This is a genomic window from Mariniblastus fucicola (assembly GCF_008087665.1).
GTDB classification, from domain to species: Bacteria; Planctomycetota; Planctomycetia; order Pirellulales; family Pirellulaceae; genus Mariniblastus; species Mariniblastus fucicola.
The window spans coordinates 4,188,644-4,212,777 of sequence record NZ_CP042912.1 but is presented as its reverse complement, the minus strand read 5'-3'; the positions used below and the strand labels follow the sequence as shown (position 1 = coordinate 4,212,777).

At 53.0% G+C, this 24,134-nt stretch carries 18 protein-coding genes; 9 read left to right on the top strand and 9 right to left on the bottom strand.

The window, feature by feature from the left end; translation table 11 throughout:
• Positions 1 to 114: 114 nt before the first annotated feature.
• Positions 115 to 993 (bottom strand): AraC family transcriptional regulator, encoded by an 879-nt coding sequence (locus MFFC18_RS15510; protein ID WP_084416755.1) that lies wholly within the window; start codon positions 991 to 993, stop codon positions 115 to 117.
• Between the two features lie 342 nt (positions 994 to 1,335).
• On the opposite strand from MFFC18_RS15510, the gene MFFC18_RS15505 reads away from it, so the two are divergent.
• The 8 genes from MFFC18_RS15505 to MFFC18_RS25295 all read left to right on the top strand — a co-directional run bounded on the left by MFFC18_RS15505 (position 1,336) and on the right by MFFC18_RS25295 (position 14,332).
• Complete coding sequence (locus MFFC18_RS15505) at positions 1,336 to 2,715, top strand: sugar porter family MFS transporter (RefSeq protein ID WP_075082099.1); 1,380 nt, start codon at positions 1,336 to 1,338, stop codon at positions 2,713 to 2,715.
• Positions 2,712 to 5,459 (top strand): sugar-binding domain-containing protein, encoded by a 2,748-nt coding sequence (locus MFFC18_RS15500; RefSeq protein ID WP_075082100.1) that lies wholly within the window; start codon positions 2,712 to 2,714, stop codon positions 5,457 to 5,459. Before MFFC18_RS15505 ends, MFFC18_RS15500 begins: the two co-directional genes overlap by 4 nt.
• Before the next feature lie 294 nt (positions 5,460 to 5,753).
• Positions 5,754 to 6,686, top strand: coding sequence for a DUF1559 domain-containing protein (locus tag MFFC18_RS15495; RefSeq protein ID WP_075082101.1), 933 nt, complete (start codon positions 5,754 to 5,756; stop codon positions 6,684 to 6,686).
• An 86-nt stretch (positions 6,687 to 6,772) separates the two neighbouring features.
• Complete coding sequence (locus tag MFFC18_RS15490) at positions 6,773 to 7,225, top strand: carboxypeptidase-like regulatory domain-containing protein (protein WP_148618899.1); 453 nt, start codon at positions 6,773 to 6,775, stop codon at positions 7,223 to 7,225.
• 65 nt (positions 7,226 to 7,290) lie between these two features.
• Positions 7,291 to 7,998 carry a PEP-CTERM sorting domain-containing protein gene (locus MFFC18_RS15485; protein WP_075082103.1) on the top strand — a complete coding sequence of 236 codons (708 nt, stop codon included), beginning with the start codon at positions 7,291 to 7,293 and terminating at the stop codon, positions 7,996 to 7,998.
• Between the two features lie 245 nt (positions 7,999 to 8,243).
• Positions 8,244 to 10,679: a PSD1 and planctomycete cytochrome C domain-containing protein gene (locus MFFC18_RS15480; protein ID WP_075082104.1), complete on the top strand. Its 2,436-nt coding sequence runs from the start codon at positions 8,244 to 8,246 to the stop codon at positions 10,677 to 10,679.
• A gap of 6 nt (positions 10,680 to 10,685) precedes the next feature.
• Positions 10,686 to 12,116 (top strand): DUF1501 domain-containing protein, encoded by a 1,431-nt coding sequence (locus MFFC18_RS15475; protein ID WP_075082105.1) that lies wholly within the window; start codon positions 10,686 to 10,688, stop codon positions 12,114 to 12,116.
• A gap of 107 nt (positions 12,117 to 12,223) precedes the next feature.
• Entirely contained in the window at positions 12,224 to 14,332 is a 2,109-nt protein-coding gene (locus tag MFFC18_RS25295) for a sulfatase-like hydrolase/transferase (protein ID WP_075082106.1), read from the top strand.
• A gap of 52 nt (positions 14,333 to 14,384) precedes the next feature.
• On the opposite strand, the gene MFFC18_RS15465 is transcribed toward MFFC18_RS25295, so the two are convergent.
• Both MFFC18_RS15465 and MFFC18_RS15460 read right to left on the bottom strand, forming a co-directional pair.
• On the bottom strand, positions 14,385 to 14,951 hold the full coding sequence (locus tag MFFC18_RS15465; RefSeq protein WP_084416756.1) for an HdeD family acid-resistance protein: 567 nt from the start codon (positions 14,949 to 14,951) through the stop codon (positions 14,385 to 14,387).
• A gap of 474 nt (positions 14,952 to 15,425) precedes the next feature.
• Positions 15,426 to 16,916 carry a Do family serine endopeptidase gene (locus tag MFFC18_RS15460; RefSeq protein ID WP_075082109.1) on the bottom strand — a complete coding sequence of 497 codons (1,491 nt, stop codon included), beginning with the start codon at positions 16,914 to 16,916 and terminating at the stop codon, positions 15,426 to 15,428.
• A 372-nt stretch (positions 16,917 to 17,288) separates the two neighbouring features.
• On the opposite strand from MFFC18_RS15460, the gene MFFC18_RS15455 reads away from it, so the two are divergent.
• A complete protein-coding gene (locus tag MFFC18_RS15455; RefSeq protein ID WP_075082110.1) occupies positions 17,289 to 18,647 on the top strand; it encodes an NAD(P)/FAD-dependent oxidoreductase in 1,359 nt (452 codons plus the stop codon).
• A gap of 46 nt (positions 18,648 to 18,693) precedes the next feature.
• Here the strand turns inward: MFFC18_RS15455 and MFFC18_RS15450 are convergent, their stop codons facing one another.
• From MFFC18_RS15450 to MFFC18_RS15425, 6 genes are all read right to left on the bottom strand, one after another.
• Positions 18,694 to 19,371: a hypothetical protein gene (locus tag MFFC18_RS15450; RefSeq protein ID WP_075082111.1), complete on the bottom strand. Its 678-nt coding sequence runs from the start codon at positions 19,369 to 19,371 to the stop codon at positions 18,694 to 18,696.
• 31 nt (positions 19,372 to 19,402) lie between these two features.
• A complete protein-coding gene (locus tag MFFC18_RS15445) occupies positions 19,403 to 20,644 on the bottom strand; it encodes a hypothetical protein (RefSeq protein WP_075082112.1) in 1,242 nt (413 codons plus the stop codon).
• Entirely contained in the window at positions 20,641 to 20,859 is a 219-nt protein-coding gene (locus MFFC18_RS15440) for a hypothetical protein (protein ID WP_075082113.1), read from the bottom strand. The genes MFFC18_RS15445 and MFFC18_RS15440 overlap by 4 nt, the downstream gene beginning before the upstream one ends.
• 72 nt (positions 20,860 to 20,931) lie before the next feature.
• Positions 20,932 to 21,642, bottom strand: coding sequence for a sigma-70 family RNA polymerase sigma factor (locus MFFC18_RS15435; RefSeq protein ID WP_075082114.1), 711 nt, complete (start codon positions 21,640 to 21,642; stop codon positions 20,932 to 20,934).
• A gap of 98 nt (positions 21,643 to 21,740) precedes the next feature.
• The gene (locus MFFC18_RS15430; protein ID WP_075082115.1) at positions 21,741 to 21,971 is read right to left on the bottom strand and encodes a hypothetical protein; all 231 of its coding nucleotides are present in this window, start codon (positions 21,969 to 21,971) and stop codon (positions 21,741 to 21,743) included.
• Positions 21,968 to 24,130: a flagellar biosynthesis protein FlhA gene (locus MFFC18_RS15425; protein WP_075082116.1), complete on the bottom strand. Its 2,163-nt coding sequence runs from the start codon at positions 24,128 to 24,130 to the stop codon at positions 21,968 to 21,970. Before MFFC18_RS15425 ends, MFFC18_RS15430 begins: the two co-directional genes overlap by 4 nt.
• Positions 24,131 to 24,134: the final 4 nt, after the last annotated feature.

The following is a 24,134-nucleotide window of genomic DNA, read 5'->3' as shown; positions in this document are numbered from 1 at the left end:
CTCTTTAATCGGCTCTTCAGCGCGAGAAATCGACCGAAGTCACGTTGGGCGATCGAATGGAACGCGATGAAACCGGTGCCTTTCGAGGTCAGCCGTTGTCGGGAACGGTAAGTCCTAACCTTTGATCATCTTCCGGTAGTTCGCCGGAGAGTGGCCCTGGATTTTTTTGAATAGCCGACTGAAATAGTATGGGTCTTCGTATCCGAGCTGTGCCGAAATTTCAAGAATCGACATATCCGTATCGTCGAGAAGTTGACACGCCTTTTGAACTTTTAGCTGAATGAAATAGTTCTGTGGCGACTGACCCGTTCGAAGCTTGAACAACTTGCTAAAGTAGCTGACCGAATGACCCGAATGCGCGGCAAGGTCTTTAAGCTTGATCGGCATATTCAAGTGCTCGGCCATGAACTCTATCGTTTCCACAATTTTGGCATCTGCCGATTGATGACGAGGCTCACTGCGACCGCGCAGCAATCGAATGTGGCTGAGCAGTCGAAGCAACTCCGCGGACATTGCCTGTAGTCCACTGTCGCTATAGTGATAATTCAGGCACGCGTAAACGTCTTCGAAAGTCGCTTTGACTTTGCCGATATCCGGCACGAAAACGAGCGGACGTTGACGGTTGACGTTCAGCGTTTGCAAACTGGCGTCAATTTGCAGACCGCCGAAATGGATCCAGAAAATTGACCACGGATCGACTGGGTCAGCTTTATAGATGTGAGGCGTGTTGGGCGGAATCAGTAGCACATGACCAGGCAGCACACGATGCGACTCCCCTTCGATCTCTACTTCGCCAAGCCCGGAAAGGCAGCCGATAACTACCACCTGAGAGATGCCTTGTTCTCTTTTCACATAGTGAAATGGAGCCGTCGGATACGCCCCGATATCCGTCACGTAAAGCTGACTCACCAGAGGCAACTGGCGGCATCGCTGAATGATGTTGGCCGGCAAAACGACCAGACGCTGATTCGGAAAACCTTCTCGAACTCGCAATTGAATCTCTTTTCGCTCTGCGTGCCCGTTGGGCGGATCCGCACATTAAAATAGGACGATTTGGTAGCGGGAAATCTGCACCCGAATTTTATTCATAGTGTTCGGGATCAGGTCAATAAGAAGAAGATAATCCATCATTGGGCGGTTTAAGTACATTTGCCCGACAGTTTTTTCAGATCAAATAGTCGCTTATTCAAGTCAGCCGGCAGCCGGAAATCCCCGGTTCTGGCGAGCTGACTTCGCTTTCAGGTCGTTTAGTGTGCGGCGACAACATCGAAATGGGATAGGTTTCTGTGATAAAACGCGAACAGGGCAAACGCGAACAAAGCCGGGACAAGCGTTTTGAGTAACCTGCCCTACGTGCTGCAATGCACTGCGATCGCGTCGCTTGGTGGGTTGCTATTCGGCTACGACTGGGTCGTGATCTCGGGTGCAAAGCCCTTCTACGAACCGTACTTCGGACTGTCGGGTTCCGAGCAAGCTTGGGCATCCGGTTTTGCGGTCAGCTCCGCGTTGGTTGGATGTTTGTTGGGAGCATTGAGTTCCGGAAAACTTGCACAGCGTTGGGGGCGGAGGAACTTGCTGGTTGTTGCCGGGTTAGTTTTTCTTTCGTCATCGCTTTGGACCGCGGTCAGCGGAGAGTATTGGAGCTTTGTAAGCTCGAGAGTTTTCGGGGGAATCGGGATTGGCATCGCGTCTGGAATTTCACCACTCTACATCGCCGAGATTTCTCCGGCGCGACACCGGGGTTCACTGGTCGCGGTGTACCAATTGGCGATTGTGGTTGGCATTCTTCTGGCTCAGATCGTCAACCTGTGCATCTATCAATCTTCGCCCGTTCCAATCGAATACACGGATGCAGCGGTCGGTAAAACGTGGGCTGGGCAAGCAGGGTGGCGGTGGATGTTCGCAGCGGAATCGGTGCCCGCCGTGCTGCTGTTTGGGCTGGGCTTCATGCTTCCAAAATCTCCTCGATGGCTCTACATGAATGGTCGCAAGGAACAAGCGGAGTCGATTCTGAACAAACTTGTTGGCCGTGATGCACATGCTACGCTGCAGGAAATTTCAAACATTTTCGACCAACGGTCCAGCGTCAAAATTGACCAACGCCCTGTCCATCGTGCGAGATTGTGGTTGGGCGTATTTTTGGCTGTCTTTCAGCAGTGGTGCGGTATCAATATTGTGTTCAATTACGCGGATGAAATTTTTCAAGCGGCCAATTTCGCGCTCGGCGAGTTGATGTTCAGTATCGTTTTAACGGGAACTGTAAATCTGCTGTTCACGATATTGGCGATGCGTTGGGTGGACCGAATCGGCAGGCGGACCTTGATGATTGGCGGAGCGATGGGCTTGTTCGTTGCGTTTTCCATTTTGGGTTTCCTGTTTTTCAGCCAGCAGGCTGGCGTCATTTTTCTGCTGCTTCTTTTAGTTTCAATCTCCATTTACGCAGCGACGTTGGCGCCCATCACCTGGGTTCTACTTTCGGAACTGTTTCCGATTGAACATCGAAGTCAAATGTTGAGCTGGAGCGTGTCAGCGCTTTGGGTCGCATGTTTTCTGCTCACAATCACGTTTAAACCAATGAGCGTAGCGATGGGAATCGCCAGTACGTTTTGGCTCTACAGTGCGATCTGCCTGACAGGTGCGGTCCTGATGTTTTTCGTGCTGCCGGAGACGAAAGGAAAGTCGCTTGAAATGCTGGAGGCAAAGTTGGAATTATGAAATCCCGCATCGTTGAACTCGTTCTCGCAGTCATCGCGTTGAGTTGGCTGCCGCTGATTTTGGCGGCCAGTGAGCCTGTGGATCCCATCGATTTGGCGGGGCGTTGGTCCGTCAAGTTAGATCCCGACGACCGTGGCGAACAGGAGCAGTGGTTCGACGGGTTCACCGGAACGGAAATTGAACTGCCTGGAATTTGCACGGAAGCTGGATTGGGAAAGCCGTTGGATGCGGAGATCGTTCGGCTGCCGAAAGCCTATCAGCATCTGCATCAACGTCGAAGCTATCTGGGTGCGGCGTGGTATCAGCGAGAGTTTGAACTGCCCGAAACCTTCACCGATCGCGATGCCACGCTGACTCTGGAGCGTGTTTTGTGGGAGTCAAAAGTGTGGGTCAACGGCGTGTGCCTCGGGACGCAATCGTCGCTGTCGACTGCTCATCAGTTTTCGGCTGCCAATGTTCTACGCGCTGGAAAGAACCAGATCGTTGTGCGTGTCGACAATCGCGAGCAAGTTCCGATGGGCACTCTTAGCCATGCTTACACTGAGGAAACCCAAACGATTTGGAACGGGTTGATCGGTAAAATACAGCTCAGTGCCAAGCCCTCGGTATCGATTGAGCGATTGAGTGTGACGCCCACTCCGGTAGGAAATGCCATTCGAGTCTCCGTTGAGGTCGACAATCGAACTGGCGAAACGGTGTCGCTGCCGTTGTCCGTGAAAGTGCGTTCAACGCAATCGTCAAAGTCTGAGACACAGATCGATTTGAGCCGGGAGATTCCTGCGGGGCGTCAAACCGTCAACGTCGAGGTTCCTGCGAAGGATTTGCAGCTCTGGTCTGAATTTTCACCACACTTGTACGAAGTCGTTTGCGAATTGGACGCGCAACAAGTCGCCGTGACGACTGGCTTTCGAAAGCTCGCTGTTGAAGACTCGCAAATCCTGATCAACGGACGACGAAGCTTTATGCGCGGCACGCTGGACTGCTGCATCTTTCCAAAAACAGGGTACCCGCCGACCGACGTGGAGTCGTGGACCAGGCAATTCAAAGTCGCGAAGTCTTATGGCCTGAATCACGTTCGGTTTCACTCATGGTGTCCGCCCGAAGCCGCCTTCGCTGCGGCAGATCGGTTGGGCATTTACTTGCAGGTCGAACTGCCTTGCTGGACCAACCAAATGGGACAGGACCCGCAAGTCAATCGCTTTTTTCAAACGGAAGGCGAACGCATCTTTCACAGCTATTCCCATCATCCGTCGTTTATGTTTTTTAGTTTGGGGAACGAGCTTAAAGGTGATTTCAAACTGATGGATCAGATGTTGTCAGGCTTTCGAACCAAAGCGGAACACATCCTGATGACCAGCACTTCGTTTTCGTTTTCAAGACGGGGTAGAGTTCCGGGGCCACAGGACCAGTTCTTCGTTTCGCAGCGAACGGAGTCCGGTTGGGTGCGAGGCCAGGGATTTTTTAATCAGAACGCGCCAGAGACTGTTGGCGATTTCAATGCCGGAGTCTCTCCCGTTTCGCAGCCGTTGATCAGTCACGAAATTGGCCAGTATTCTGTGTTCCCGAACCTTGAAGAGATTGGAAAGTACGATGGCAACCTTCGGCCGTTGGCTCTGGAAGCCATTCAAGCGAATCTTGAATCGCAAGGCCGGGTGTCTGACGCCAAACTTGCGACACACAATTCTGGAAAGCTTGCGTTAACGCTTTACAAGGAAGAGATTGAACGAGCGATCCGCACTCCCGGCCAGGATGGATTTCAGTTGCTCAGTCTGCAGGATTTCTCTGGCCAGGGCACGGCAACCGTTGGGATTCTGGATGCGTTCTGGGATTCGAAAGGACTGGTAGAACCTGAAACGTTCCGTGACTTTTGCAGCGTCAGTGTTCCGTTGTTACGGCTCGAGAAACGTAGCTTTACTGCGTCGGAGACCTTGCGTGCGAAAGTTCAGGTTGGGCATTTTGGTGCAAAGCCGATGCAGGACACGGACTGGATGTGCATCATCAAGCGGCAAGACGAAACACTGTTTCAAAAGCAGTGGTCAGGCGTGGACATTGCTATCGGCAATGCGATTGACATTGGCCAAATCGAATTTGCTCTTGGCAAGATAACTCGTCCAAGCCAGCTGGAAATTTCTGTCCTTTGTCCGGAACGAGACCTCGAAAACCGCTGGTCGGTTTGGGTGTATCCTGGTGAACGAGAACGGGTTCAGGAGGTCAAAGTTTTCAATCAGCTCGGTTCGGAGATGTTGCAGGCATTGGAACGTGGTGAGTCTGTGCTTCTCTTGCCACAGCGAGAATCAATTCGTCATCCAATCGACGGTCGATTCGTGCCGGTTTTCTGGAGCCCGCTTCACTTTCCGAAACAGTCGCCGACACACGGCACCATCATCAAAAACGATCATCCGGTTTTCGATCGATTCCCGACGGACAGCCATACGAATTGGCAGTGGTGGGAGCTGTTGTCAGAATCGACATCGGTCGACATGACTGAAGTCGCCCAAGGGCGTTCGCTTCCGATCATGAGGTTCATCGACAAGTTCAACCGCAACGCGCTTCCAGCGATTCTGTGGGAAGCAAAAATTGGTCGCGGCAAGCTCTTTGTTTGCACGCTCGACATCGAAAAAGATCTTGATCGACGACCCGTGGCTGCAGCTTTGCGAAACGCAATTCATAACTACATGAACGGTGATGCTTTCGATCCCGCCGACGAAATAACAAAGTCTCAGCTTGAAGTTCTATTCAAGTAGCATTCGCAACGAAGCGAGCCAGGGCTCCTCTTCCACTGCAGTATTCTCGAAACTAACACTTGCTGCATTCGGAAAAGCAAGTGTTCGCCTGGAACCGATTTCATGGTATTGGCCAAAGCTCGGAGTGTCAGATAGTCCAGCCAACAGGCGCGATCTGCCCATTGGGGCTGAACTGTGGCTCATTATTATCTCTTAAGTGTTGCTCCTGTTTCGCGACTTCGGTCCTGAGTTGTGGGCAAGCACAGAGTCATTATCTGCGACTTTATTCCATCACCATTTCGGAAGCCTTGTCCTATGAACAGAATTTACCGCTCGGCGTTTACCCTGGTAGAGTTGTTGGTCGTTATTGCGATCATCGGTATTTTGATAGGCATGTTATTGCCTGCGGTTCAGCAAGTGCGTGAAGCAGCACGTCGCACCGTCTGCATGAACAACACGCGACAGATTGTGCTTTCGATGCACAACTACGATTCTGCTCATCAGGCTTTTCCAAATGGACAGCAGTTTACGTGGGGCCAGCATACGACCTGGATTATCAAAATCCTGCCATTCATCGAGCAACAAAATGTTGCGAACATGATTCCACGCAACGTTTTCACTGCCGCACAGGTGCCGGCTGGCCAGAACGCATTGAGCTTTCTCGTTTGTCCGGCTGACTCATCGGGATACGACGGAAAACTGATTCCGGGAGGAAATGTTCTTCGAGCGGGATGGTGGTGGAATCAATCGCTCGGATGCACGAACTATAAAGGCGTTAACGGCTCCAACTGGCTTGGTGCTCCCTATCAACGCGATGGCGTCGGTCGCTACAACGGTCCGATGATCGATCTTGAGTGGGGTGATGGAGTGTTCCCAAGAAACAAATTCAACCGCCCTTCCCGTCCGTCAGATTACGTGGACACGGGATTCGGAGACATGAAGGATGGTTCCAGCAACACAGTTGCGATCGGAGAGACGTTGCCTCAGTGGTGTGACGACTCGGCATGGGTAGATGACAACGGAACTATCGCGACGATGGCCATTCCGCTGAATCTCTACAAGACCGTCGAGGATCGTGACCCGTTTGCAGGCGACTGGCGAGTCTCATATGGATTTGCTTCCAGTCATCCGGGCGGCGTTGTGTTCGGTCGTTGCGACGGAAGCACCCAGTTCGTTGCCGATTCGGTTGCGACCGACGTCTACTACGCAATGGGGACGCTTCAAGGCGGCGAAGTCGAAACGTTTTGATGAAGCCCTGTTTCGAAATCCATCATCATTCGCGCGGGTCCTTGTTGACGGACCTGCATCGATCGAACACCAATTTGGAATCCCGAATGAAATTCTTTGTTCCCCTGGCCATTTGTTTTTTACTGGTTTCACTGCAGCCTGGTTGCAGCGACGGTGAAGAGGCTCGGTTGCCGGTTAGCGGCACAGTAACTCTCGATGGTCAGCCACTTGCGGACGCCAAAGTTACGCTGATGCCGAAGGACAACCGACGAGTCGCCAACGCAATCACCGATGAGACCGGAAGATTTGATTCGGCAACGACTTTTTCTTCCGGAGACGGTGCCTTGATCGGCGAGCACTATGTCGCGATCACGCCCAAGACTCCTCCGCCGATGCCGGGCGATGAAGTCTCAAGTCCGGGAGGTGCGGAGCCAGGAAAGAAAGGCAAGTACGTCGCTCCTATCCCCGCAAAATACGGCAAGCCGAAAGAATCCGGACTTGAAGTCGAGGTCGCACGCGGATCAGACAACGACTTCGTTTTCGAACTTGAATCCAGGTAGCTCTCGCTACAAAAACTTCCACTTTCACCAATGACTTCCACACCTCGTTCTATCAGGAAAAGCTTATGAAAATCACGTTCAAATATGCGCTGGCCTATTTGCTGACGCTGTCGATGGCCGTTGCAGCAATGGCTGATGAAGTAAACCTTCTGCCGGGCGATATTAGCCAAGGCAGCACGGATACGTCATTCTTCACCGACGGAACAATTTCGCTCACTCCGTTCATCGGGAACACTCAGGATACGTTCAACAACAACGCGGTTCGGTTGGGAATTGACTCAACCGGAACTGCAAACGCGAATGCTTTCAATGACTCCGATACCGATCCTGGCAACGGCAATGAAGAACGTTTGACGTTCGGCTTTGTCGCCAACGCCGGATTGACTCGCATCGCTTACGATTTCTCCAGAGCGGATGGGACTGGGCCTGAAGATGGTGTAATCATCTCGGGTTTTCTGTCTGATCCGGGAGTGACTTTTAGCGTCTCCAACGCGAACCTGTTCGCCGAGTATGATGCTGTAGCTGGAAGCGTTCGAATCAATATTCCCGGCAGTTTGTTCAACGGTAACGATGTGGATATCAATTTTGATGCTGCATCGAGCAATGGGCAGCTGCTTTCCATGTCGGTGACGGACACGGATCAGGCGGGAGCACAGTTTGCAATCACAGGTATCGGCTACGAAAATCAAATCTCAGCGGTGCCGGAGCCTGCAACTGGGGCGTGCATCACGTTGTTTGGATTGGCTGCGTTTACGCGTCGGCGTCGGGTTTAACATTGGCCTAAAACGAAACTTGGCTTGCGGGCTGCGGTTTGACAGACTGTGGTCCGCTTGCAAAATTGAGTCGGCGTAGCCGTAGGCAGAATGCAAACGTGCCCGTGCTTCCATGCAAAACAAATGTTCTGTTCGCGAGCAAGTTGCCTTGCGGGACAGCAAAAGTTGGCGAGCGTGTTTCGGTGAGTGCCGTAACTGAATCTGCAAAATCGGAAACCTGAATGAGGCAAAAACGGTTGTTTACAATGTTAGTTACCAAATTCTGCCGACTGGTTCCGGTCGTCATGTCACTGTTGGTCGCGATGCCTGTCGCGGCTCAAGATGACGATGCGGTTTCTTTCGACCAGGACATTCGACCTCTGCTGTCGGACCGTTGCTACTCTTGCCACGGTCCGGATTCCAATTCTCGTGAAGCAGACTTGCGGCTGGATTTGGAAGAGCCGGCACATGAGTCAGCGATCGTGCCGGGTTCGACGGAAGACAGCGAATTTTGGGCTCGCATCATTTCCGATGACGAAGGCGATCAGATGCCTCCGCCGCATGCGCACAAGCCACCGTTCACCGAAGCCGAGCTTGATTTGTTCAAGCGATGGATCGAGCAGGGAGCGAAGTATGAGCGGTTTTGGGCGTTTGAAAAACCTCAGCCAGCTCCGGTGCCGAAAGACGTCGACGCTCAATGGCAAAACAATCCGGTCGATGCGTTTGTCGCGTCGGCGCTGAAAGAGTCTGACAAGCATCCACAACCAGAGGCCGACTTCCGGAAGTTGGTTCGTCGCTCGAGTCTCGACATCATCGGCTTGCCGCCGACTCCTGAACAAATCGCGGAACAACTGCGACTTGAGGAAGAGATCGGACGCGAGGCTGCGTGGGAAACTTGGATTGATCAGCTTCTTGAATCACCTCGCTACGGCGAACACATGGCGCGGTACTGGTTGGACCTCGTTCGGTTCGCCGACACCAACGGAATGCATAAAGATTTCTACAGGAATCACTTTGCCTATCGCGACTGGGTCATCCGATCGTTCAATGAGAACCTGGGCTACGACGAGTTTTTGACCGCTCAGCTCGCGGGTGATCTGTTGGACAAACCGACCAAAGATCAGCTGACCGCGTCGGCATTCAATCGGCTGCATCTGATCATTGACGTCGGCACAGCGTTGCCTGAAGAAAGTCATCACAAGAACGTGGTCGACCGTGTGACCGCCGTGAGCACAGCGTTTCTCGGCCTGACGATGCAGTGTGCTCAGTGTCACGATCACAAATATGATCCGATCACGCAAAAAGACTTTTACTCGATGTACGCGTTCTTCAATAATTTCGATGTGAAGCCGGAAACGCCGGGCTGGCCGGAAAACGGTTTGCAGAAGCCCTACATTTCGCTTGCGTCGCCCGAGCAGAAATCAACGTTGGAGAAGTTTGATCGCGAGATTCAATCTGCGCAGACCAAAATCAATGAATTGGTCGCCGAGATTGCGAAGGTCGACGCACAAACGGCTTCGGGAGCAAAGCCTGTCGCGCTCAAGGCAAAGAGCAAGGATTTAAAAGCCGAAAAACGAAATCGGGAAGCTCAGTTGAAAAAACTTAAAGCCAAACGGAAGCGTTTTGATCGAAACGTGCCGTACGCATTGGTCGCCAAAGAGCGTGAACAGTTGCGAAAGACGTATCTTTTGGATCGAGGCGAATACGACAAGCCTTCCGATGAAGTTCCGCGGGATACGCCAGGTTTCCTGCCTCCGCTGAATTCAAGAACGTCGAATCCAAGTCGGCTCGATCTTGCCGAATGGCTTGTCGCGGAAGATCATCCGCTAACCAGTCGAGTCGCTGTCAATCGGATCTGGCAATCGCTGATGGGTGCCGGCCTGGTAAGGTCGACGGAAGATTTTGGAGCCCAAGGTACACCGCCGAGTCACCCCGAACTGTTGGATTTTCTTGCTGACGACTTTCGCCGCAACGGTTGGGATACAAAACGACTTGTGAAGCTGATCGTGACGTCGAAAACTTATCGACAGTCGTCTGTCGCTGACGAGTTGGCGTACCGTGAAGATCCTGGCAATCGGGATTTGGCCAGAGCCAGTCGACATCGGCTTGATGCGGAAGTCATTCGGGATCAATTGCTGTTCGTGAGCGGTGAAATGTGCGATGAGATGTACGGCCCGAGCGTCAAACCGCCGCAACCTGACGGGCTCTGGAAGTCCGTGACCATGATTGGTGAGCGATACAAAGCCGACCAAGGTGATGCAACGAAGCGTCGAAGCATCTACACGTATTGGAAACGCGGAATGCCGCCTCCACAGATGACGATTCTCAATGCTCCGACGCGCGACGCCTGTGTGGCTCGCCGCGAACGCACCAACACGCCCTCTCAGGCTTTGCTTTTGCTCAACGAACAAGCCTACTTTGAAGCGGCCGGAAAGTTCGCGCGTCGCGTGCTTCAGAAACCGGAAGACGAGCGAATTGCATTCGCCTGGGAATCCGTGACCGGGAAGCTGCCGGATGAAAATGAGGTCGCTGTTATGGAGAAATTGTTGGACGATCTGAGCCAAACGTATTCCAGCGAGCCCGAATTGGCGAAACAGATCGAGGCCGCGTCGGACGACGTCGAGTCGAATGTTGAGCTTGCGGCGTGGACCGTTGTGGCGAACACGCTTTTCAATATGGACATTACCAAGAATCGAGATTGATCTGATATGGCTGGAAACCAACATCCGGAATTTGCCCAATCGAGGCGACGTTTCCTGCTCAACAGCGGAATGGGGCTGGGAGCGTCTGCGATGGCGGGGCTGCTGCCGCAATTCGCGAAAGCTTCGGACGCAAAGTCGTTGCCGGCGAAAGCCAAACGAGTCATCTTTCTGTTTATGGCCGGAGCGCCCAGCCAGTTGGACCTGTTCGACTATAAACCCGATCTGGCCAAGCGGTTTCGCGAAGAGTTGCCTGAGTCGATTCGTGATGGCCAACGTGTGACGGCGATGACGAAGGGGAAAGAGAAGCTGATTGCGCCCTCGAAGTTCAAATTCAATCAGCATGGCGAAAATGGCATTTGGGTAAGCGAGCTTCTGCCGAATATTGCCGGCCAGATTGACAAGTTCTGCATGGTCAAGTCGCTTCGCACCGACGCGATCAACCATGACCCCGGCAAAACATCCTTTTGCACCGGATCCGAAATTCCTGGCAAGCCAAGCATCGGAGCGTGGTTGAGTTATGGCTTGGGTTCGATGAACAAGGATTTACCTGACTATATCGTGATGCCTTCGGCTTATTGGGGCGGACGAGTCAACGTTCAAGCCCTCTACTCCCGGTTGTGGGGAAGCGGATTCCTCCCATCGAAGCATCAAGGAACCAGTTTTCAGGCCGCCGGCGATCCAGTTCTATTTCTTTCCAATCCACCTGGAGTCGACGGAAAAGTTCGCCGCAGAATGTTGGACTCGTTGGCTCAGCTGAACCAGAAACATTTTTCGGAACAGCATGACCCTGAGATTTTGACAACGATTGCCCAGCAGGAGATGGCGTTTCGAATGCAGACGTCTGTGCCGGAGTTGATTAACGTTGAAAACGAAACACAGGAGACACTTGACCTGTACGGGCCGGAAGTCACCAAGCCCGGCTCATTTGCTCGTAATTGCTTGATGGCGCGTCGAATGGCTGAGGAAAATGTTCGCTTCGTTTCGCTGTTTCATCGCGGTTGGGACCATCACACTGCCCTGCCGAAAAATCTTGCGGCTCAGTGTCAGGACGTCGACCAACCAACAGCGGGACTGATTCAGGACCTCGATCAACGAGGCCTGTTGGAGGACACGCTCGTTGTGTTCGCCGGTGAATTCGGGCGAACGGTTTACTGCCAGGGCACCTTGACCAATGAGACTTATGGACGCGACCACCACCCTCGTTGCTTCACCGCTTTGTTGGCTGGTGGCGGCGTCAAAAGTGGCATCGAGTACGGAATGACGGATGAGTTCGGATACAACGTTGTTGAGAACCCGGTCCATGTGCGTGACTTGCACGCGACTATGTTGCACCTGTTGGGAATCGACCATGAAAAGTTGACGTTCCCGTTCCAGGGACTCGATCAACGCCTGACCGGAGTTGAGCCCGCCAGCGTCGTTCGCGGCATCGTTTCCTGAGCCAGTCAGCAGCTTCTTCTGCCTCTGGGCGATGCGTCTGGTCCAAGCCGCCGATGGTGAGTGCGGCTGAGCTTTAAATTTCTGAGAACACTTCATAGGGCGATCGCTTGTACCTTAAAACGTTTCTGCCTGGACGATCGGTTTCGGCTGTCCGGTTTCCAAACTTGCTGCTGATCGTTGCATTGGTTGTTCTGTCGACGCTAATCACGACGTCGAATTTACAGGCTACCGATTCGAACGACAGCACGCGTGCCAGACGCCCAAACATTGTTTGGGTGATGGGCGAAGACATGAGCACGGAACTTTCGTGCTACGACCATCCCGCGGTGAAAACGCCGAACTTTGATGAACTCGCTCGTAACGGGATTCGATTCACCAACGCGTTTTGTACGGCTGCTTCATGTACGCCGTCGCGGAATGCGATGATGACGGGCGTCTATCAGAATCGAACTGACACGCAGGATCAGCGCCGCCGCGGGATCAAGCTACCGTCTCCGATCAGGCCGATTACCAAACTGCTGCAGGAAAGCGGATACTACACGGCACTCGGTTGCGGATTCAGTCGGAAATTGGATCTCAACTTCGAAACAGAAGGCCTCTTCGACGGTAAAGACTGGAAGCATCGGAAGCCGAACCAACCGTTTTTCGCTCAGATAACGCTCTACGATTCCCATCGGCATGCGGACAATTGGCAAAAGGTTACCGAAGCGCAAACGGCGCCTATCGACCGCAACGCCGTTCAGTTACCGCCCTACTTTCCAGATCATCCAACCGTTCGAGAGGACTGGTCGCGTTACCTCGAATCCATTCAATCGATTGACGCCAAATTTGGGCGTTTGATGGACCGGCTTGAGTCCGAAGGCATTGCCGACAACACGGTTGTTATTTTTATCGGAGACAACGGTCGCTGTCACTTGCGAGGAAAGTGCTGGCTCTACGATGCGGGACTGAAGGTGCCTTTTATTCTGCAATTGCCTGCCTCATACGTGGGAAGGCTCAAGGATAAAGCTCTTGGTTCAACCGATTCTGATCTTGTAAGCACGATCGATATCTCGGCAACGGTTTTGGATTTGGCCGGAGTAAAACTTCCAAAATATCTGGACGGTCATTCGTTGGTCGCGTCAGACTATGAACCGAGGAAAGCCATCTTTGGTGCTCGCGACCTCATCGACGAAGTGATGGATCGAATCCGCTGCGTGAGGACAAAGAAGTACAAATACATTCGCAACTACAATCCGGAAAATGGATACCGTGAATGTTGGTACGTTCAGCACAATCGCCCAATGCTCGCCGCGATTCAGGAGCTTGGACGATTGGGGGAATTGTCGCCGGCTCAGCAACTCATTTTGAAAACCGTCAAGTCGCGTGAGGAGCTGTACGACATTGAGTCTGATCCGCACGAAGTCAAAAACCTCGCCGACGACCCGAAACACGCGGTTAAATTGAGCTCGCTTCGCCAGCAAATGGACAGATGGCTCAAGGAAACCGGCGACACGGGTTTGAAGCAAATGCGTTCAATGAACTCCCCGGAACATGCCGCGCTCGCGAAGTCTTTCGCAAACGTTGAGACCTATCTCCAACCGCTCAGAACCGAGCTCCAGCGTCGCTGGCCAAACAACCGAACGGTTAGAATTGTCGCTCACGGTCACAGTGTGCCAACTGGCTACTTTCGCGATGGCAAAGTCGAAACGTTCAAAGCGTACCCGCATTTGCTGCATCAGAAGATCGCAGAGGCCTATCCCAATTCGGTCGTCAACATGATTCCAACTGGTGTCGGTGGCGAAACTGCCGTCGTAGGAGTCAAACGTTTCGCGGACGACGTGCTGGCGTTGAAGCCTGACGTCGTGACCATTGATTATGGTTTGAATGATCGGCGCGTTGGTCTTAAAGCGACGCGTGAAGCATGGGCTTCGATGATCAAGATGGCCAAGTCGAACGGGGTAAAGGTAGTTTTGATGACGCCAACGGGTGATCTGAACGCCAACATTTTTGACGAATCGGACCCGCTCAGTCAACATGCGAAACAGATCCGTGAACTGGCTGCTGAGCATGAAGTCGGCATCGTCGATAGCTATCAAATCTTCCGCGATCACGCGACGCGGCGTGACGGATACAAAGACCTGATGTCACAAGGCAACCACCCAAACTACGCCGGCCATCTGTTGGTTGCCGAAGGGCTGGCGGTTTGGTTCCTGCCCTCGAAATCACATGACTAGCAATTGCGATTCGCCTGTAAACCTGGTCGAGCTCTTGAAAGCGTGCTAAGCGTCACTTTCGCAGTAGGCTCGAAACGAGAATCGTGATGGCTCCAGTGAACAGTAGACGCAATCCAACCAGCACTCCAACGATCCATGCCGAGTCGCCTGGCCAGTTGGCGAGGATGATTCCGCCGAGCAGGATTGCGACTACGCCGTCAAAAATCCACCAAACTTTGCGTTCGGTAGCAAAAGCCTGAGACGCAAAAATGATTCGTCCAATGCCATCGAGAATAAAGACAACGCCCAGAATCAAGGCGATCGTGATCACGCCGGACATCGGCATTAGCAGCAGAGCCAATCCGGCAATCACATAGATCGTGCCCCAAATCGCTTCGAACGCCACCGAGCCGTACCCGCGGTTTTGAAATGCCAACGCCAGTAGCGACGCCCCAACACACAACAGCGTGACCGCCAACCAAATCTCGATCGCGATTGCCATCACGGTCGGCAGCAGCAAACTGAACAGGCCCAGCGTACACAACACGCCGCCAATGATGGTTCCCCATTTGGCAACCTTGTTCATGAAAACAGCTGGATCGCCGTTCGGCATTTCTTCGTTTGCAAGTACTTCGTTCATTGCTGGAGCTCGTTTAAAAAGTGAAATTTCCTCGGGCAGTGATCAGCTCGGTTTCAACTCGGACGTCAGCCACTGCAGGCTGCAGCTTCCGTTGCAATCGCCGTGCCAAGTCGAAACTTTGGCTCAAAACCGCGAATTGAATCTTAATGCGAGCCAAAACTGTGCGACGCGGCAGCGCTATGACGCATATAGCGGGATCACTCCTGCGGAAAAGTGCGAAGGTTTGGCTGAATGCTCCGAGGCGTCGACGCCTAGACCGATGGGCGGCTGCGCAGGGACCGCTCACATTTGCACATTGACCACGAACTGAGTTAGTGAAACTCCAGTGCGAAGTATCGAAATGTTAGACGATCCAAGTATCAGAAGACGGAAACCGCGCCATTGAGAAAGTCGACGATCAACGTACCGTCGTTCGCGAAAAAAGCCGTCGCAGTTTGAGCCGCGACGGCTTGTGAGAATTGGAATGCCGTTGTTCTAGGCCGGGGACTTGAGGACCAAATAGCGACTTCCCTCGCCGGCTCGAACCAGCAGCAGGATACCGTCCTTGCCATCGGCGTTTTTCATCGCGTCCGTAAATTCGTCCATGTTCTTGACCGAACGATGATTAACTTCCGCGATCACATAACCGGGCTTGAGTCCCGATTGCTGAGCCAAACCGCCTCGTGCGATTCCCGTTACGACGACGCCGTCGATATCGTCAACGCCAAGTCGTTCTGCGGTTTCAGCATCGAGCGACTCAACTCGTAAACCGAGGCTCGACGTTGCTTTCGAAACTGGAACCTTACGTTTAACTTTCGGTGCAATCTCCAAACTGCCAATCGAAATCTGGTTGGGAACAATCGAGAGCTTGATCGAACGTTTGTTGCGAACAACGTTCAGTTTCTTCGATTGGCCCGGTTCGCAACGCTCGACAGCCAATTGCAATTGGCTGGGTTCCCAAATCTTGATGTTGTCAAAAGAAACCAGAACATCACCCGTCTTCAGTCCGGCTTTCGCGGCTGGACTATCCGGTTGGACCATCGTCAGCACCACGCCGCCTCTGGGAGAAACTCCGAACTGGTTCGCCAACGTCGCATCGAGTTCCTGAACTCCGACGCCGATGTAGGCTCGTTTTACCGTTCCATGGCTCATCAGTTGACCGCCAACCCAGCGAGCCAGATTGATCGGGACGGCAAATCCAATTCCCTCGTTGCCGCCGCTACGTGAAGAGATCGCGGTATTGATTCCGACAATTTCTCCATTGAGATTTACCAAAGGACCGCCGCTGTTGCCGGGATTGATCGCAGCGTCCGTTTGAATGTAACTTTCGCGCTCGTTCATGCCGATCCCGCGTTGTTTGGCACTGATAATGCCCGCGGTCACGGTGCTTTCGAGACCGAACGGCTGACCCAAAGCCAGCACCCAGTCACCGATTTCAGCACTGTCACTGTCACCCATTGGCGTCGCCGTCAAACCGCTGGCTCCTTCAAGGCGAATGACCGCGATGTCAGTTTTGGGGTCCGTCAAAACTTCCGCAGCAGAGAATTCGCGGCCGTCATTGAGGCGAACGGTCACCTCGCCCTTGCCGTCCATGACGACATGGTTGTTGGTGATGATGACACCCGATTCATCGATGATGACTCCAGATCCGATTCCCGTCGCCGGTCGATTAGATGGTTTTTGCGCAAACGGATTCTGGCGTCCGGATCGAGATGACTTCGAAGCTTCAACGCGAGTCTCGATCGCGACAAGCGATGGGAGGACTTTGTTTGAAGCGGCTCGAAAAGCGTTTGACAGATCCTTCGCACGGGCGACCGATTGGTCGGGATCGAGTTGATTGATACCGGCAGTCTGCGCGCTGTTCAGAAACGGATTCGTACGGTGAGTCAGCGTATCAGCGGAAGCCAATTGAGGTAGAATTAGCACTGCGACAATCGGCAATGCGATCCATTTCTCAAGGCGTGTATTGTTTAAAAGAGTCTTCATTAAAACACCTTCTGTTAAAACCGAAGAGTCGAAATGGGATCGTGCATCGCACGAAAGATGGGCCCAAAACGTGTCTTGCGGACAACGGCCTGACATCGCAAGCGTCGTGCCAAACCGCTTCTCCCGGTTTACGGCAACTCTTGCCGGCAGGTTCAAAGCTGGCGAAAAAACGGCTCAACCACGGAAGAAAAATGGATACGGTTGTGAGTTCGCAAACACACTTTCGGCTGTCGAAAATTTGGACTCAAATTGAAATAAATAGGTAAGTGACAGGACCGAATTGAATCCTGACAGTTTGTCGGTGTTCCTGGGTCTGGCAAACTGGGTTTACGAAAACCGAACTTGATTTTTTAAAGTTCAGAACGAAATTTAGTGGGTAAGAATTTGAATCAAGCACGCAAACATGTCGTCATCGTTGGTGGTGGTTTCGGAGGAATGAATGCCGCTCGGGCGCTTCGAAAGTCTCCGGTGGACATCACTCTGATCGACCGTCGGAATTTTCATCTGTTTCAACCGTTGCTTTATCAAGTGGCGACCGGTGGGCTATCGCCGGCCAATATCGCGTCGCCCCTACGTTCAATTTTTCGACGCCAGAAAAACGTCGGCGTCATGCTGGGAAATGTCGAATCGGTCGATCCGACATCGCGTTCGCTCGTCGTCCATCACATTGAACCGGGTGAAGAACAGGAACAGGCGGCGACGATCAAGTACGATTGGCTGATCGTTGCTGCCGGCTCGACAAATAGCTATTTTGGGCACGACGAGTGGGAAAAACTGGCACCCGGATTAAAAACAGTTGAAGATGCGACTGAAATTCGCGGGAAAGTTTTCGGTGCGTTTGAAGCTGCGGAGCAGGAGTCTGACGAGGCCCGCCGTCGCGAGCTCATGACATTTGTAGTAGTTGGAGGCGGGCCGACCGGCGTCGAATTGGCCGGGGCGATTGCGGAACTGGCCGGGCAAACGCTGAAGAACGATTTTCGTAACATCAATCCGCTCGATGCGAACATCATCATCGTCGACGGGCAAGAACGAATTCTCAATGGATTTGATCCAAAGCTCTCGCGCAAAGCCGAAAAATCGTTGCAGCGTTTGGGCGTCGAGATTCGTACAGGAACTCATGTCACCGCCATCCATCGTAACTCGGTCGCGGTTTCGGTTGACGATCAGCATTCAGAGATTCGTACGCCAACGGTTTTGTGGGCCGCGGGTGTTGCAGGAGTCCCGTTGGGGAAAAGAATTGCGGCGGTTACGGGCGTGGAAGTCGATCGTGGCGGGCGAATACCGGTCGAGGCAGATTTGTCGATCGTGAACCATCCAGAAATCTTTGTGGTTGGTGATTTGGCGATGAGCCACGACGAATCGGGAAAGCCTTTGCCGGGAGTCGCTCAAGTGGCGATTCAACAGGGCAAGTACGTCGGGCGGTCGATCGCGAATCAACTGGATGGCAAGTCAAAAGCTTCGCCTTTTCGATACTTCGACAAAGGAGCTTTGGCGACGATTGGGCGCAGTTCCGCAGTTGCCGATCTGGGCAAGCTGAAGTTCAGTGGTGTTTTTGCGTGGTTGATCTGGCTGTTCGTACACATCATGTCGCTGGCTCAGTTTCAAAACCGTGTACTGGTGTTCCTCCAGTGGGCCTGGAACTATTTTACATTCAACCGCTCGGCTCGGTTGATCACGGAACGCGATTTCGATTCCGAAACGTTGAACGACGAACAAAGCAATGCGGCTTAGGTCGCTCAATGAAGTGTTCAGGTGTCCCAAATAGCGAGGACTGCGGCTATTGTTGACGCATAAAGTTCGCGATATCAACAGACACAAAATTCAGAAACTCCATTGGCGACTGGAATTTAACGCCACTCTCGAAATCGCTGTTTTCGGGAACACGCGAAAGGTATTTCCGGTAAGCGTTTTGCGTTTGACCATTTCGAAGATCCCAGTTTCCATCGACCGCCATGATCGCAATTGACTCGCGGGCGTCGACCAGCGTCATTGAGACAGAAGCCTGTAGTGGTGCGTAGGCTGAAAGCGAAACGACGTCACAGTATAGAACTCCGTCTGCAGAGTACTGGGTCGAAAGGTCCACCAGTTGTTGCAGGTTGAACTTTCCTTTGCGAATTGAATGCGTGTCGCAAGAACACGGAGGCGCCAATACAGCGTCAGCAAAACCCGCTTGACGCAGCGACTCGGCAAGCGACTTGGCGAACATTGTCTGTTCCTGTAGCCGATTCGTGCGGCTGACAGGAGTCACAATCACGATGCGGCGAGGTTTTAGTTGTCGGTAGTATCGCGAAACCAAAACGTTCGCTGGCGTGGAGCAAGCGGGTTCTTGCGGAACGGCGACTGGTAGCGCGGCGCGGCGTGACGGAATAAATCGACAGCCGGCAAGCCCTCCGATGGCAACCATCGAGGCAATCAGGATGTGAATCATCCATTTCGTTCGTTGGATTTTAATCATGACTTGATCCGTTCAGCTCTGCCCCGAAGGACTATTTGCTGGTCATCTCCAACATCAAAACGTCGTCCAGTTTTTTGCGAATCGAGTTCAGTTGACGCGTCGAATCACGAAGTTGCAACGCTTTCTCTGACTCCAGCGTCACGATTTGCTGATTCAAGCTTGCGTTTCTCGCGTTGGCGTTCTGGATCTCGGATCGAGCCGTATTGATGGCCACTTCGATCTCTTCCAGCAAACTGGTCTTTTCCTGCAATTGCGTCTTCAGCCTCGCGTTTTCGGCCGTCAATGATTGACGTGCTCGCAGCAACGACTGGTTCTCGGCCGAAATTCTCAACAGCCGCTGCGTCGCAGTTTCCTGTCGATCAAATTGCTGCTGTGTCATCCCGGTCGCATTTTGGTAGTGACCGGAGCGATAATCCTGATCGCGATTTGGACGAACGGGTTGCTGGTAAGCCGCCGCTTGCATTGGCGGTTGGCGTTGAGCTTGAGGCGCCGGCTGAGATTGATACGCCGGCTGAGATTGATACGGTTGCTGCAGTGGCGGAGCTTGCATCCCGCTACGTGCTCCGTAATGTTCACCGATTGGACCACGCGAATCGTGCTGGTTCTGATTCCGTTGCGGAGGCTGATAGTACTGAGGTTCGGGAGGTTGAATGTCAGGCATGTCGTTGTACGGTCGCTGCTGATTCTGATTTGAATATTGGCGCTCGTTCGGATACTGTCCATTTGGTGGCGTTGGCTCGTCGTAGTCACGCGCTGGCAACTGGTAGTCGTCCAGATTCACGGGAGCGGAATCGCGGTACGGATTCTGTTGGCGATTGTTGTACGGGGGTGCGTCCGACGGGTAGTCGACGTCCTGTTGATACTGAGCCTGAGTGGCGTCGTGCCTGCTGGCCGGTGGACGAGTGCGGGGGTCGTAAGGCTGTTGATGATAGTCATCCTGGCGTCGATCAACTTCTTGCCCGCGTGATTCGTAACGTGCCGGAGGTCGTTCATAGCCGTTACGTTCAGCGATCTCTCGTGATTGCGAAGCTTGAGCGTCGTCCCCGCCAAACAGATTCTGCTTCACGCTGCGTTTCAGTTTTTGGTTCAGCTCAGCAAGCTTCTCCAGAGCCGATTTCTTGGCCGGCTGTTGGTTTTGCTGGTAGCTGTTCTGTCCGACGGCGACGTTGCATGAGACCAGGAAGCCAATCAGGCAAACGAGCGCGCAACGCGAAACTTGATTCGCGCCGCTGTGCATGTATCGCAACGATAGTCGCGTGGATGTGAAGATCATGATTGGTCATCCGGGTAAATGCAGTTGACGACAATCTCTTCGCCGCAAGCGCAGGTGATATGAATGGACTCAATCGTCGAGCCATTCTTGTTCAATTTGACGGTGGCTTCCTTGCTGTGATTGGCGTCGCGGCCAACGCGAACTCGGGAGTGAAGCATCGCGGATGGGTCGATTCGAGTGCTTGAGAAGGCACTGTTTTGAGTTGGATGATTCATGATCGCTTCCAGTGGATGGAAAGTTGCTCGATGTGGTTTCGGGATAGTGGAATGTTGGACGGTACTCGTTTACTACTTGAGCCGAGCAAGAATTTGCTCTTTCAGCCGGAACTTCGCCGCCGCCATGATTCGCGATACTCTCGATTCCGACAGCGACAGAACCGCTCCGATTTCTGCCAGGTTTAGCTCGTCGGAGTAGTACATCGTCACGACGAGTCGCTCTTTTTCAGGCAGCTCGCCAATCGATTCGGCGAGCAGTTCCTTCATCTCAAGCTTTTCAATTTCGTGTTCCGGTGCGAACTCATCCGACTTCCAGCTCTGATGCACAATGCAGGACAAGTCGTTCCAGTCTTCGGGTTCAAGGAATCGCATTGCCTCCAAGGATGCTTCAATTTGATCGAGGCTCAGTTCCGTTTTTTTCGCCAGCTGTTCCGGCGTTACCGGTGGCTGAAGCAGTTGCCAGGCTTTTTTGATCAGTCCGATTTGATGCAGCATCTTTTGCGAAACGGGAGCAAGCTTTCGCAGTTCATCAATGATCGCACCACGGATTCTCGGGAAAGCAAACGTGCGAAACGAAATGCCGAGCGAGATGTCGAAGCTGTTAGCGGATTCAATCAAGCCCACCATACCCGCAGATTTGAGATTTTCTCTTTCGTCCGGATCGTTGGTCGCCACGGTAATCGTGCTGAGAATTTTTCCAACGTAGTCCACGTTATCAAGAATCAGGCGCTCGCGGTCGGCGCCGGATGCTGTTCGTTTGTAAGTGTTGGATGCGGAATTCATTGACGATCTGGTAACAGGTCTCTGGTTCTATGGAGGCTCGCCTTCGAAACGCCATAGACGTCACGAACGAGCCATTTGGATTTGTGGTTCTGGTTGATTCAGGTTTCTTTGTTCGCAGTTTTGATGACGCCGATGCCGATGGCAACGAGCACGCCCATCAGGATCGAAGAGAGCGTTGCTCGAAACAGGACTGCCAGCGGTTCAACATTTGAGAACACGCCAATCAGCGTCACGATGCAGCCCGTAAGCATGGCGGCCAGAACTGCATAGGGACGTTGCCGTTGTTTGCGACGATGTCGCTGTCGTCTTTCGGCGAGCAGTTGATTCATCGTTCAACCTCCGGCGTATCTGAGTTCTCGTTGGCTTGGGAAAGGAATGAAAGGTCAGGTTCCGGTTCGGTCCCTTCCAAAACTTCGCTGTAGCGAACGATGTTCGTGGACTCGATCAGCAAGCCGTTCGGAATCTCGCTGTAGGCGATCACCGAAAGCTCAGGAAGGGAGCGAAAGATCGTTTGACGCAACGCGTAGCGGATTGAGGAATCCACCAGCACCGCGGCGGGTTCGTCCTTGATGCGCGACGTTTCCCATTTGGTTTGCAGGCTCTGCACCAGTCGCTCCAGGCTTTTCGGCTGAAGCACGATCGCATTGTTCTGGTTCAGTTGGCGAAACTGATGTTCCAGTCTAGGTTCGAGGATGATGACACGAACGCGCCCTTGAGCGTCGCGGAAACGATCGCAGATCAAATGGCCGATGCTACTTCGGATCTTTTCCGTAAGCTGAACCAGGTCCTTGTTCGTCGGGCCGTGGTGAATGGCTGATTCGACAATCTTCTGCAGCGAAGTAATCGGAATCCCTTCGGCCAGCAAACGCACGAGCACCTGATGAAGCACCGATGGTCGTACCGTGTCCGGTTTCAATTCGTCGACCGTCGTCGGCGCGATCTCTTTTAGTTTGTCCAGCATCTTCTGCAAGTCTTCACGGCTTAAAAGCTCATGAGCGTGCGATCGCAAGCATTCGCTGAGGTGAGTGATCAGAACTGTTGGAGCATCGACCACCGTGTAGCCAACCATCTCCGCCCGACGCCGGTTGCTTTCACCAATCCACTTTGCCGCAAGATCGAACGCCGGGTCGCGAGTTTCGACGCCTTCGATGTCGACGTTGACTGAGCCCGGATTGATGGCGAGGTACTGGTCCACAATCAGCTCTCCCCGCGCAACTTCTCGCCCTGAGATCAGAAATCGATATTCGGAAACATTGATTTGCAAATTGTCGCGGATCCGAGCCTGTGGAATCCAGAACCCGTGTTCTTTCGCCGCGTCCTCCCGCATTTTTGCGATTCTGGCAGCGATGCCGTTTCCTTTTTCAGGTTCGACCAAAGGAATCAGCCCGGCGCCAATCTCGATCACGATTCGATCGCTTTGCAAAAACTGATTCAAGCTCTGCTGTTCGAGGCTTTCGCCAGGTTCGCTCTCTTCCGCTTGCTGTTGTTCCGTCCGGACCTGTTCCTGCTTTTCAACTTCTTCCTGACGTTTCGTGCGCGAAACAAAGATCAAAATTCCGGCGCCAATGGCGATAAACGGAAGCTTGGGAAATCCGGGCGTGAACGCCATCAGAAACATGATGATCGCTCCAACAAACAGCGATTGGTGTCCCCGTTTGACCTGCGAGTTGATTTCGTCGCCGAGGCTCGACTCGGAAGCGGACTTGGTGACCAGGATACCGGCACTGGTAGCGATGATCAGAGCCGGGATTTGCGAAACCAGTCCGTCGCCGATCGTCAGGATTGAATAGATCTGCAGCGCATCGATCATCGACTGACCGTTACCCATTCCCAACATGACGCCACCAAGGATGTTGACGACCATGATCACAAGGCCAGCAATCGCGTCACCGCGAACGTACTTACTGGCACCATCCATGGCTCCGTAGAATTCGGCTTCGCGAGTCAATGTAGAGCGGCGTTCTTTGGCTTCAGTTTCACTAATCGCACCCGCATTGAGCTCCGCATCGATCGCCATTTGCTTGCCGGGCATCGCATCGAGGGTAAACCTTGCGTTGACTTCCGAGATACGAGTCGCACCTTTGGTGATAACGATAAACTGGATCGTCACCAAAATCAGAAAGATCACGATTCCGACAATCAGCTTGCCGCCGACCACGAAGTCGCCAAACGTAAGCACGATCTTTCCCGCGTCTCCATCAAGCAGGATCAGACGCGTCGTCGCGACATTTAAAGAAAGTCGAAACAGCGTCAGCAACAGCAGCATCGATGGAAATACCGATACGTCGAGTGGCCGTTTGGCGCCAAGTGTGATCAGCAACAGCATTACCGCGGCGGCGATGTTGCAAGCCAAAAACATGTCAAGCAAAATCGTCGGCAGCGGAATGATCAAGACGACAAGCGTCAGCAGAAACGTAGCCGACAGCCACGTTTCGCTTCGTTGCATGAACCCATAGTTGGGGTCTTGAGATGTAATTGCGGAGCTCATTCGG

What these genes read in the sequence shown, in the direction of transcription:
- MFFC18_RS15500 (WP_075082100.1), top strand. Translation starts at nt 2,712, where the DNA reads ATGAAATCCCGCATCGTTGAACTCGTTCTCGCAGTCATCGCGTTGAGT.
- MFFC18_RS15495 (WP_075082101.1), top strand. Translation starts at nt 5,754, where the DNA reads ATGAACAGAATTTACCGCTCGGCGTTTACCCTGGTAGAGTTGTTGGTC.
- MFFC18_RS15490 (WP_148618899.1), top strand. Translation starts at nt 6,773, where the DNA reads ATGAAATTCTTTGTTCCCCTGGCCATTTGTTTTTTACTGGTTTCACTG.
- MFFC18_RS15485 (WP_075082103.1), top strand. Translation starts at nt 7,291, where the DNA reads ATGAAAATCACGTTCAAATATGCGCTGGCCTATTTGCTGACGCTGTCG.
- MFFC18_RS15480 (WP_075082104.1), top strand. Translation starts at nt 8,244, where the DNA reads ATGTTAGTTACCAAATTCTGCCGACTGGTTCCGGTCGTCATGTCACTG.
- MFFC18_RS15475 (WP_075082105.1), top strand. Translation starts at nt 10,686, where the DNA reads ATGGCTGGAAACCAACATCCGGAATTTGCCCAATCGAGGCGACGTTTC.
- MFFC18_RS15465 (WP_084416756.1), bottom strand. Translation starts at nt 14,951, where the DNA reads ATGAACGAAGTACTTGCAAACGAAGAAATGCCGAACGGCGATCCAGCT.
- MFFC18_RS15460 (WP_075082109.1), bottom strand. Translation starts at nt 16,916, where the DNA reads ATGAAGACTCTTTTAAACAATACACGCCTTGAGAAATGGATCGCATTG.
- MFFC18_RS15450 (WP_075082111.1), bottom strand. Translation starts at nt 19,371, where the DNA reads ATGATTAAAATCCAACGAACGAAATGGATGATTCACATCCTGATTGCC.
- MFFC18_RS15445 (WP_075082112.1), bottom strand. Translation starts at nt 20,644, where the DNA reads ATGATCTTCACATCCACGCGACTATCGTTGCGATACATGCACAGCGGC.
- MFFC18_RS15440 (WP_075082113.1), bottom strand. Translation starts at nt 20,859, where the DNA reads ATGAATCATCCAACTCAAAACAGTGCCTTCTCAAGCACTCGAATCGAC.
- MFFC18_RS15435 (WP_075082114.1), bottom strand. Translation starts at nt 21,642, where the DNA reads ATGAATTCCGCATCCAACACTTACAAACGAACAGCATCCGGCGCCGAC.
- MFFC18_RS15430 (WP_075082115.1), bottom strand. Translation starts at nt 21,971, where the DNA reads ATGAATCAACTGCTCGCCGAAAGACGACAGCGACATCGTCGCAAACAA.
- MFFC18_RS15425 (WP_075082116.1), bottom strand. Translation starts at nt 24,130, where the DNA reads ATGAGCTCCGCAATTACATCTCAAGACCCCAACTATGGGTTCATGCAA.